At 54.4% G+C, this 10,453-nt stretch carries 13 protein-coding genes and 1 other RNA gene; 2 read left to right on the top strand and 12 right to left on the bottom strand.

Annotation, left to right across the window (positions count from 1 at the left end):
• Positions 1-89 precede the first annotated feature (89 nt).
• The 11 genes from GFC01_RS00885 to smpB all read right to left on the bottom strand — a co-directional run bounded on the left by GFC01_RS00885 (position 90) and on the right by smpB (position 6,979).
• Entirely contained in the window at positions 90-1,025 is a 936-nt protein-coding gene (locus tag GFC01_RS00885) for a DUF4268 domain-containing protein (protein WP_152944771.1), read from the bottom strand.
• A 45-nt stretch (positions 1,026-1,070) separates the two neighbouring features.
• Complete coding sequence (locus GFC01_RS18660; RefSeq protein ID WP_194174734.1) at positions 1,071-1,241, bottom strand: Ada metal-binding domain-containing protein; 171 nt, start codon at positions 1,239-1,241, stop codon at positions 1,071-1,073.
• Positions 1,242-1,274: 33 nt separating this feature from the next.
• Positions 1,275-1,952 (bottom strand): thermonuclease family protein, encoded by a 678-nt coding sequence (locus GFC01_RS19905; protein WP_341473676.1) that lies wholly within the window; start codon positions 1,950-1,952, stop codon positions 1,275-1,277.
• A 654-nt stretch (positions 1,953-2,606) separates the two neighbouring features.
• Positions 2,607-3,011, bottom strand: a complete 405-nt coding sequence (locus GFC01_RS00875) for a hypothetical protein (protein ID WP_152944770.1) — start codon at positions 3,009-3,011, stop codon at positions 2,607-2,609.
• 27 nt (positions 3,012-3,038) lie between these two features.
• Positions 3,039-3,755: a GIY-YIG domain-containing protein gene (locus GFC01_RS00870; RefSeq protein ID WP_207707562.1), complete on the bottom strand. Its 717-nt coding sequence runs from the start codon at positions 3,753-3,755 to the stop codon at positions 3,039-3,041.
• Positions 3,756-3,790: 35 nt separating this feature from the next.
• Positions 3,791-4,462, bottom strand: coding sequence for a YaaA family protein (locus GFC01_RS00865; protein ID WP_194174733.1), 672 nt, complete (start codon positions 4,460-4,462; stop codon positions 3,791-3,793).
• Between the two features lie 462 nt (positions 4,463-4,924).
• The gene (locus tag GFC01_RS00860; protein WP_152944768.1) at positions 4,925-5,083 is read right to left on the bottom strand and encodes a hypothetical protein; all 159 of its coding nucleotides are present in this window, start codon (positions 5,081-5,083) and stop codon (positions 4,925-4,927) included.
• A 47-nt stretch (positions 5,084-5,130) separates the two neighbouring features.
• A complete protein-coding gene (locus GFC01_RS00855) occupies positions 5,131-5,295 on the bottom strand; it encodes a hypothetical protein (protein ID WP_152944767.1) in 165 nt (54 codons plus the stop codon).
• Between the two features lie 219 nt (positions 5,296-5,514).
• The gene (locus GFC01_RS00850; protein ID WP_152944766.1) at positions 5,515-5,718 is read right to left on the bottom strand and encodes a DUF2283 domain-containing protein; all 204 of its coding nucleotides are present in this window, start codon (positions 5,716-5,718) and stop codon (positions 5,515-5,517) included.
• Positions 5,719-6,154: 436 nt separating this feature from the next.
• Positions 6,155-6,514, bottom strand: a transfer-messenger RNA (tmRNA) gene (ssrA, locus tag GFC01_RS00845).
• Positions 6,515-6,523: 9 nt separating this feature from the next.
• The gene (gene smpB / locus GFC01_RS00840; protein WP_152944765.1) at positions 6,524-6,979 is read right to left on the bottom strand and encodes an SsrA-binding protein SmpB; all 456 of its coding nucleotides are present in this window, start codon (positions 6,977-6,979) and stop codon (positions 6,524-6,526) included.
• A gap of 377 nt (positions 6,980-7,356) precedes the next feature.
• Between smpB and GFC01_RS00835 the strand changes: the two genes are divergently transcribed.
• Both GFC01_RS00835 and GFC01_RS00830 read left to right on the top strand, forming a co-directional pair.
• Positions 7,357-7,740 (top strand): HEPN domain-containing protein, encoded by a 384-nt coding sequence (locus tag GFC01_RS00835; protein WP_194174732.1) that lies wholly within the window; start codon positions 7,357-7,359, stop codon positions 7,738-7,740.
• Positions 7,716-8,057 (top strand): nucleotidyltransferase domain-containing protein, encoded by a 342-nt coding sequence (locus tag GFC01_RS00830; RefSeq protein WP_152944763.1) that lies wholly within the window; start codon positions 7,716-7,718, stop codon positions 8,055-8,057. Before GFC01_RS00835 ends, GFC01_RS00830 begins: the two co-directional genes overlap by 25 nt.
• Positions 8,058-8,282: 225 nt before the next feature.
• Here the strand turns inward: GFC01_RS00830 and GFC01_RS00825 are convergent, their stop codons facing one another.
• A complete protein-coding gene (locus tag GFC01_RS00825; protein ID WP_152944762.1) occupies positions 8,283-9,947 on the bottom strand; it encodes a tRNA nucleotidyltransferase/poly(A) polymerase-related protein in 1,665 nt (554 codons plus the stop codon).
• Positions 9,948-10,453 lie beyond the last annotated feature (506 nt).

Raw genomic sequence — 10,453 nt, 5'->3', positions numbered from 1 at the left:
CTTTCCTTGGGCAGGTCTACTCAGCAGGCCTTACTATTTAACCCATCTAAATCCAAATGGCATGATAACCCGGCTAAACAATTGTTCAACTATAGCGCTTTGATCCGTTTACCGAATGCATCTCGAAACTTGACTAAGTTTGCTATGGCCCAGTCTTGAAGATCGTTTAGTTCTTCCTCACCAGCATCAATGCTTCCTTCACGATAGATGGCTATGCGGCAGGCGCGGACATTATCCAGCCGCTCCCAGCTTAAAGCCATATCAAGTTCCCGCTCTATACTGTCCTTATGTTCGTAAAGCTGGTCAAAAAATTGCTTGTTTTTCTCTTTATCGCCGGTGTCGATATAAAGCTCCACGCCAAATCGCCCTTTTAACTTAAAAGCTGCCGCATACGCAAAACCGCTCCTGCCGGCGCTGATACTGCACCAGTTCTGGGGCAATCCCTTTTTAGCATTGGTCAAACCCGGTGCCCGTTCTTTAAGCTTTTCCAGAAAGGTTGTCCAAAAAGCTTGATAGGTTTCTCCCCTGGTGCTTGTGGCTCTGGCACTGGCAACGCTTTTCTGCCATTCATTGGGTTGGGAAACAAGCTTAAACAGGGGAGCAGGCCGGGAATCATCAATGCGCACCAGCTTGATTTCCACGCCGAAAAAGGCCTGGTCTTCGCCTGTATTTTCGTTCAGCCAGTCCAGGGCCTGGCGATGTTCTTCGCGAAACTGGGGGGAAATCCAAATTACTATTTTGGCCCCGCGACCGGCAGTATAGGTGAGCAATTGGCCCAGGTGGGTGTGATCGGTAGGCGCGAGTTGGTTTTCGATAATTACCGTGCGTCCCGAACCCAGGTCCTGTCCTACAAGATCCACGGCAAAAGGCCCCACCGGCCCTTCACGTTCAGTTATCTCAATATCGAGTTCCAGCACTTGATTCAGCCGGTCGATGTTTTCTTTTAACCAAGGGGTAAAATCCCTTGCTTCATTCCCCCAAACTTCCCGGAGATCAACCTCGGTAAGCGCGCCCAACTCCGCCATATTTAAATCCCCCCGGCAAAACTGTTATCCGGAATTTAAGCCCTATTATCGGCACCCCTCGCAGGGCTGGTAGCCGGCGTTTACCGCTTCTTCCCGCGTATTAAACTCTACGCGGTTACTCGGACTTATTTTCTGAGCCCACTGGCAGTCCGGGTAATGGAACTTTTTCGAGTTGGAGTTACCTATGTATTTCCCTGCGCTGCCGGCTTTTACCATGAGGAGAAGGTACGGGAGCGGGTACCGCTGCCGTCACGGCCGCCGTCCCCACAGGCCCTTCTTCGCCTCCCGCGCTTCCCGCTGGAGCTTCGCGAAAAGATCGGCGTACTTCACATTGGGCGGGACGGTCATCACCTGGGCGTAGCCGTTCAGGAGCAGTTCGGCGTTGTACATCCTGGCCCTTACTTCGGCCTCGCCGTCGTCCTTCGGTGGGGAAAGCCAGACATAGGCCAGCAGGCGGCCGTATTTGTCCCGCTCGGCCACGTCTTTCTCCAGCCAAACTTTACGTCCGTTCAGGCGGCTTTTGGTATAAGCCGCGGCCTCTTTGCCGTAGGGCTCGATCTTGTTAGTTGATTCGGGAGTATTTACACCGATGAAACGGACCTTCTCCTCCCGCCCGTTGGCCAGTACGACGTGGACCGTGTCCCCGTCCACCACATATGTTACGGTGGCCGCCAGCAGGCCCGGCAGCGAATCCTTCCCCGGAGCGGCGGGATTCTTATTCTGGCCGCCGCCTGCAGGTGTGTTTTCCGCCTGCCGGTCCTGTGAGTTCCCGGCGGGTACAGCGGCACCCTCCACTGCACTCTGCTTTTGCTGGGGCGGGGTTTCCGGCGCCTTACGGTGCACCTCCTGTTGCCCGCACCCAGCAATAATGAGCAGGAACCCCAGTACTAGTCCGACCGGTAATATGTACCTATTCGACTTTAGCACCCTTTTCCCCTCCCGTTTTTCCTCTGGACTGGAAACCTTGATTTTATTTTACACTATTCCCACAGACAAGGGGCCGTCAGGAAGGCAAAAAAATTTCAGCTTCTCGCTCACACCGCACTTCATGAAAAAGGGTCTGAAAGGCAGTACAGGCGTGTTTGGTAAACGGTCTGCTCGTCGCCCCTTGATCAAACTGCAACCCCTGCCTCCACCAAAACCGCCCATCAAGGAGGGAATTAAGAACGGGCCGGTGCTATTGCCGACCAAAAAGAGAAACCGCAGCTAACGCTGCAGCTCCACTGCGGGACTGCGCCGCCGCGCCCAGTTGGCTGTTCTACGGCTTTGAAGTTATAGATAAGCCCTGCAGTAAAAAGAACGGCTGGAAGCCCTGTTACTTAAAATATAGGTATTGTGAATTACTCTTCATCTACGGTTATTGACTGACAGTAGTAGCCTCTTATAAGATCGCGCCAGTCCTTATTCAACCGTCTGAACTGGAACCCTCTTTCCTTCCCGTTAAATTCCCACACGCCGGACAAAGAAAAAATGACACCCAAATGGCCGGCCAGCTGGCAATCGGTAGTATTCCATTTCAAATGTACATACAGAAACCGGCCGATACCTTCTTTCTCTTTCCTATTCTTTAACTTTTCGACGTTATTGGCCAGAGGAACCCACTGATTGACTGCCATGTACTTGTTTAAAGCCAAACCCCACCCTGGACTCCAGCTCAGCAACTATTTCAGGCTTTTCTTCCGAAAAATCCTTTGGTATTTTTTCTTTTATTTCTTTTTCATTTTCCGATATCTCTATCCAGGTTAAATAGCCTACGGAACTATTGGGGTTCCACCTTCCGGTAAATGAATAGGCGGTGCCGTTTTTATCAACATACTCTCTCCCCTGACCATCAGCTCTCAAACACCCCGTCTTCCAGGCGCCAAGGATTTTAATTCTGCCAGGATATGGGCGTTGTTCAACTACCAGCTCATCGTAAACGGAAGTCGGATATTTTTTAATGTCATAGGCATCCAGCCACTTTAAAACTTCATCTCTTTTTAACACTGTTATTACCTCATGCAGGTCAGGCATTCATTCTAGATTCCCGCCCGCCAGCCGCTCAAACAAATCAAGAAAATCCGGGTCGTATTCTTCAAAAACATGATCCACGTTCCAAAGGCCCGAAACCCTGACCGCCTCGTGCCGGGAGCTGTGGCCCAGCCAGCCCTCCGAAGGGAGGTCAATGCGCAACCTGGAGGCTGCACTCAGCAGCGCCACCGCATTGCGCTCTATGTACTTGCGCATGCTCGCCGGCCCGGGCTCATCATCGACCTTCAGCCAGAGGAAAGGCATCTTTCCTATGTACTCGCTTACCGCGCATTCCAACCCGTGTTCGGCGCGCCTCACTTCTTTCGGAGCGGAGCTGCCCCTACCCCAGCTCAACCTGACTGCATCGGGGTAATCTCCTCTTGCCAGGAGAGCTGTCCCGACATGAAGGCGGAAGATCGAAGCCCGGTGGTTGCCGCCTCCCCCCAGAACGCCACGGTGAGTCCGCAGGCGGTCCCAAAGGGTGGTGCCGGAACCCGAGGAAACGGCATGGGTTCCCACCCTGACGACTCTTAGCCCCGCTCCGGAGCACCTGTTCTCTCCGGGTTCGAAAAAGAAATATACTCCCCGCCGCGGCCAGCCCATCCGCCCGCTGCACTCTGATAGGCGACGCTCGCCGCCGACATGCTCTCTGATCGTATTCAAAGCTGCATAAAACCTTTCTAAATCCCTGATAACCTTGGCAGAATTCTTTATATCCACAAAACCGCCACCCCCTTAAGGTAGGCCGGGGATTTCTAAGCCCGGTGCTGCTCCCCGGCCGCCAGAAAATCCTGATACCTGATTATAATTCCGCCGTCCCTCAAACCGCTCGTTTTTGCCGCTTCGACAATCATATCGCAATTTGGCCCGCTGGAAAGGCATCTGTAAAAGGCACGGCCCAGAGCCCCGAGTATTGCAGTAACTCCCCTACCGCTTTCCCTGTAGAAGCAGCCCGCCTGGGCAGGCTTGAAACCGGAGCTGAGGGCTTTTTTTACCCCCTCAGTAAAAAAATAGCGGTATTTTGCCCCGGAACCGGACCAGCCCGGCTCGCCGGCAAAAAAGCCGTAAACCCGCTGGGGGCTGAGGACCAGACAGATGTCGCCGATAATATCGGCCAAACCGGCTTCACGCCAGTACCTGGCCACCCTACCCTTCATTTCAGCATCATAATTACGGGCGGGTTCAAAGGCATCCAGCACGCCATAGCCGGCTGATATAATGAATAGCCGGAGCTTTCCGGAATAAATAAGCTGTCTTGCCAGCCCGGCATCAAGGGCTGAATAGAAACTGCCGCTGTAAAGGTGCATTGCTGGTGTCGGCCTGGAACTGCCTTCAATGCAGTGCTCCATCCCCCGGCGGGCCACCACCAGACGAGCCCGGGCACGCTCCAGACCTCTATCGGGCCAGGCGTAAGGAGGTCTTTCCAACCCAACGCCCGCGCTTTTGCTGGAGCAGCACGGGATAAAACAAACCACTTCAAGCCCCAATGTTTTCATCTCCGAATCGCAAAATCTTCACATAGACTAAAACCGTGGCTCACCTCGATCAAGCCACGGCGTTTTAATTTTCAATTACTACATAATGTTAAAAAATCCTTCTTAAATTAAGTTTCAGGACGAAATTAGAAAAACGTAGAAAATAAACCATAGTAAGGTATAAACCTGCCTTCTTTCTCACTCTTCCCACCGCACCCGATACTCTTCACATAAACGTACAATATACTGCTCCGGATAGACACCGATCCCCCGAAGCAAGCTTTTGCCGCCAGCTCAGTAAGCCGCCGCGTGCACACTCCACCAACTCAGAAATCCGCCGCCATGCCGCGGGTGTAGCTTGTCCAGCAGTTGCCGCCACAGTTTGCGCCTGCCCGGCAAGGCCCGTCCCTCTTTTCAGAGCATGATAAAAGCCACCAGGTACTCTGCCAGGTACAGCCCGGCCAGGACCAGGCTGATATAAGCCGCAGCCTCAGCCCCCGGGCCGTCCCGGGCCTCCAGCCACTCCTGCGCAATCTTGATCAGCCTGTCCACCGCCCGTACCAGCCGCCGCATGATGCCGGGCCTTTTTGCTGCCCGGCTCCGTAATATAGCAGCCCTCATTAGGGCTCCGTGCAGCTCCCGATGGGCAGGCCCCGGTGCAACACAAGGTTGTAGATGATCTCCCTGACTTCCCGCTCGCTCATACCGGTGAGTTCGGCCAGCTTACGCTTGTGGATGGCCTTTTTGTGTGGATGTGGCCACCCGGCACTTAAAGCCCAGGGCAAAAGCCGTCTTCCACCGTGCCCGGGCCCTGGAAAAGATCGCGCGAGACAGGTTCGGGCGGCAGTTGAGGCTGATGTTGGAACTGTGGATTTGAGTGGTGGAGGCGGGGGGAGTTTGAACCCACCGTCCGGAAGAACGACCACAGGAGTTTCTCCGAGCGCAGGCTGTGCTTTCCTTTTCGCCCCTTAAGGCGGCCACAGCCAGCCTCCAAAAGGGGCTATCTACTTCGCTTGAAGCAGATGAAACTCGATGCCAGCAGGCTCGGTTATACGCTCGGATGCATCAAGGATTTCAATTCCAACCGGGTTTCCATCTTCATCATAATCAATAATTATCCCGGGCTTATCCTTATCGCTTTCAGCTACTGGCCTGTTACTGAAAACAATGGTCAGGGAATCCGTATGGGGATCATAGGTTGCTTTCAATTTTTTCCCTCCGGTATTTTTTCAATTTGCTGGTCTTGTATACTGTAACCACTTCCGGCGGTTTTCGATCCACATCCACTAAAACCCGCAGTAAATATGTTTTACACGGCTCCCCAAGTTGTATTTTGGATTGAAAAACTTTCCTCCCGGGACGTACATACTCCTCCTGCTCAGGAGCCTTGAGTACACTAAGTAAGCACCATGGCCTCATCAATTTGTCTTCTTTTCATCTCCAGTAAAGCATGCCTGCTAAATATGAATTTAACCGGCATTTAAAAGCCCCCGCAACGTTGATATAAACGTGTAATAAATGCGCCATTAAGTGCTCCGGTCCTTTGAGCAATCGGCTTGCTTTGGAGTGAACCCGTAACAGTACCCAACATACAAAAACAGACACCGAAATGAAGTAAACTTCCGGGTGTCTGTTATTGTTTCCTGGTGGAGGCGGGGGGAGTCGAACCCACCGTCCGGAAGAACGACCACAGGAGTTTCTCCGAGCGCAGGCTGTGCTTTCCTTTTCGCCCCTTAAGGCGGCCACAGCCAGCCTCCGGAAGGGGCTATCTCGATATATCTCCCGCCGGGCCTCCGAGAATTGGCCCGGCAGCAGCCCGTTAGTTTGACACCCTATCCCGGGTCACGGGACCCGACGCGGGTAGGATGTGGCCGCGTCAATTAAGCAGCCAGAGCGAGTTCTTGCTTGTTGGCAGTTATGCTCTTTCCACCGTTTTACGGGCTGGTGGAAACCCCGGCTCGCTGCTCCTGCCACCGCTTCCCCCGTCGAAACCGTTTCGCCCCCATGTTTAAATTACTGTTTTCCCCGCACGGCCCGCTCCATTTCCCTTCTGGCGTCCCGGGCGGCCATGTCTTCCCGCTTGTCGTAGAGCTTTTTGCCCCGGGCCAGGGCCAGTTCCACCTTGGCCTTACCCCGGTCGTTGAAGTACACCTTCAGCGGCACCAGGGCCAGGCTCTTTTCCCGGCTCTTGCCCAGCAGGCGGCGGATCTCGTACTTATGCATCAACAGCTTGCGCGGGCGCTTCGGCTCGTGGTTGAACCGGTTGCCCTGTTCATATGGACTGATGTGCATATTATACAGAAACAGCTCGGCATTTTCAACCCGGGCGAAGCTGTCCTGCAGGTTGGCCCGCCCCGCCCGCAGGGATTTCACCTCGGTGCCGGTCAGGGCGATGCCGGCCTCGTAGGTCTCCAGCACATGGTAGTCATGGCGGGCCTTCCGGTTCACCGTAACCATTTTGGCCACCATGGCCACCTCCCCACTGATAAATATAGCCCTACCGGAAGGCGGCCGGGCTACAACTGCTGGTTTACGGCTCTTAACAACATTATAACAGGACCCCGGGAATTGTCAAGGGGACAATTCCATTTACTGGTCGAAGGCAAATGATGGTAAATGCAAGGTCTTTTCCCGATCTCTGCCCCGCCTTGAAGAATTCGCTCAGCTCTTTACCTTGGAGATTCGGATGCGCTTTAAAAAAACTGACCATGCCGCTCCGGATTCATATCACCTTGTGAATCCCGCATGGATTGCTCCTGCTGACAGGATATGGTATAGTATTAAAGCGGACATTAAAAATTATGAGAAACACAGCTCGTTAAATGCCGGTTGGAGGGTTGAATGCCGTGGACCCCCAAGTAAAAGAATGGCTTGAGCAATCCGAATATGACCTGGACACGGCAAAAAGCCTGTACCGTGCCCGGAGGTACCTTTACACCATTTTCATGTGCCACCTGGCCATTGAGAAAGCATTAAAGGCTTTAATAGTCCAACAAACAGGTAAAGCACCGCCTAAAACCCATAATTTAATCAACCTGGTGAAATTGGGAAACGCTATTCTAACTGATGAACAAATTAAATTCGTCAGCCGGTTGAGCCTGGCGGGAGTTGTTACCAGGTATCCCGAGGAACTTAAGCGGGCCATTGCTGAATACCTGCGCCATGTCACCCGGGATTACTTAACCCACACGAAGGAAGTGATAAAATGCCTCAAACACCAAATCGAGTAAATGAAATTGTCAGGCGATACTTATCCGTTCTGGCCCAAAAGGGCATCCCTGTTCAGGCAGCATACCTGTTCGGCTCTCAAGCCAGGGGCACAGCCGGTCCTTATAGTGACATTGACCTTATAATTGTTTCCCCGGCCTTCAGTGATATGCCCATATGGAGGCGCTGGGAAATCCTTGGTGATGCCCTGGCAGAAGTTATGGAACCCATAGAAGTGCGTGGTTATGCACCGGAAGAAATTGATCGGGCACAAAAACAAAAAGCCAGCTTTCTTTACGAAATATTGTCAGGTCCGGAAACCGTTGAATACAGGCTGTAACCCCAAACCCGTGCCATCACCGGATGCGAAGTGAACCTCCGAAACAAGCTCTGGAGATAAATATGGCAAGAAGATATTCTTCTAACGCCCGTCTAACCCGTTAAGAACCCCGCTAACGACGCCAGTCAGTTCTCGTTTCCTGATAGATAGGTTCCAGGATTATTGGCCTGGACCGCCTGACGCCCGGCCCTGCTCCCCGAAAATTTATCAATTTCCCTGTTTTCCCTATTTCCCTTCCCCGGTCAAAAGCCGGGTGCCCCTGTTCCGAATGAAATTTTCCGCCTCCTGCCGGGTGCTTACCTGGCCGTCCGCCCGGGCGGCGTCCAGTTCTTCCAGCAGCCGGCCCACCAGGGGGGAGGGTTTGATGTTCAGAATCCGGCAGACATCCCGGCCGTTTAACAATGGGCGGGCACGGCCGGCAACAACTGGCTCGTTGAAATAACGGTGCAGCAGGCCGGTGATGAATTCCCGGTATTCCAGGACCTCCGGCAGGGCGCCGGAGGCCAGCCGGCTGCCGGCAATGTCCGCCAGGCTCAGGAGCAGGCAGCCGGGGGACTCGTCCCCCAGCCGGCGGAAAAAGCGGTAGGCCGCCCGGCCCCTGACCGGGCGGGCCTTGTACAGGAAGAGGGGGTCCATGTGGCCCCGCACCAGCCGGGACAGCAGATCCGCCTCCCGGCCGGAAAGGCGTAGCCGACGCCCGATGGCGGCCGCCAGGTGAGCGCCGGCAGTGTGGTGATTGTAAAAGGTGAACCGCCCGCCGGCGCCCGCGGCCCGGGTTTCCAGCTTGCCGATGTCGTGGAAGAGGCAGGCCAGCTTGATCACCGGCAGCCGGCTGCGGGTGCGGGTGACCGGGGCCTGCAGGTAGTCACCCACCGGGCCGGCCAGGTGAGGGGGAAGGGCAAGGAGCTGAATGATGTCTATATCGGCGCCGGAAGGGTTATCTTTAACGGCACCGTCCGGAACGGGATTAAGTGAACTCACAATGACTTCGAAGCAGCGCAATGTCTTCAAGCTGTGCACCCACACATTATCCACATGATGGCCGTTTTGCTCCATCTGCCGCATGGGATTGATTTCCGGAAAGATCTGCGCCAGGACGCCCAGTGCACGGTCCAGCAGGTCAATAACCGTCCAGGCGGCGGGCAGGAGCAGAATCTGCACCAGTTCCTCCAGAATACGCTCCGGGGCAGCTTTATTCACCGGCACGGGCATGGTACGGATAAGATCCACCGTCCCCGGTTCTATACGAAACCCCAGCTGGCCGGCCAGGCGGGCCGCACGCAGTGCCCGCAGGGGATCGTCTTCAAAGGAATGGAGACCACAGGCCCGGATGATACCCCGGCGCAGGTCGTCCAGGCCGCCCAGGGGATCGATAAGGGCCACCTGCAGGGCAACGGCGGCAGAAGGCGGTACGGCTGCAGGCAAACCGGACGGCCCCACCGGGAAATCGGCGGGGCATTCAACCGGCAACGGGCAATCGCCTGCATCCGGTAAAAGCTCAGCACCCCGGAAAGAGTGCCGTCCCGTGTCCGGCCTTTGCAATAGAAAAGCCTCCAGCGGCAGGGCCATGGCATTGATGGTGAAATCCCGCCGCTTAAGATCGATAACCAGGTCCCGGTCTCCCAGGCCGGTAATATCGTACTGGCATACCCCTGCACCGTTTTTTACCACCACCCGGCACACATCCTGCCCGGGGTCCAGGGAAACAATGCCGCCTCCCACCGCCCCGGCCAGAGCCCGGGCCAGTTCCTCCCCCCGGCCGGACACCACCAGGTCCACATCCCGGGATGGCCGCCCGAGCAGTAAGTCCCTTACGAAGCCGCCCACCAGGTATACCTGCTGGCCGCGGGTGCGGGCCAGTCGATTTAACTGCAATAATATGCCTGTCATGTAAACACTTGTCTCCCGTCACAGCCGTTAATACCCTGTCGCGGCAATCCCGGATATTACAATTGAGCAGTAACACTTAGCTTAGGCGTTCAGGACCCATTTTACTCAAGGATTGCACCTCTGGCAAGGGTCATAATAGGAACTCATAACCGCTTTCCGCCTTTTAAAGTTTAAAGTGCACCCGGGAGGCGCAGTATTATCCAGCGGCCCGCCGGGTTCATTCACGGCAAAGCCGGGGTTCTTACACCGGATATTGAAGATATTCTTCCAACAATCTCAAACATTTGTAAGCGGTATAATAAAACGGATGAATTTCGGCCAATAAAAACGGATGATTTTTACCATCTCCTCTCAGCCAGCAGGTATAATTACTGGTTGGCAGGGGGTGGAATAAAAATTGACGAGGTGGAAAATGTACGCCGAGATTCATCAATTAAAAGACATGGGGCTAAAAAAAGCCCAGGTGGCCAGAAGGCTGGATATCGATGTAAAAACGGTCATCAAAT

It is taken from the genome of Desulfofundulus thermobenzoicus (assembly GCF_009428905.1).
GTDB classification, from domain to species: domain Bacteria; phylum Bacillota; class Desulfotomaculia; order Desulfotomaculales; family Desulfovirgulaceae; genus Desulfofundulus_A; species Desulfofundulus_A thermobenzoicus.
Note: the sequence above shows the minus strand (reverse complement) of the source record. Positions and strands in the feature narration are given on the sequence as shown.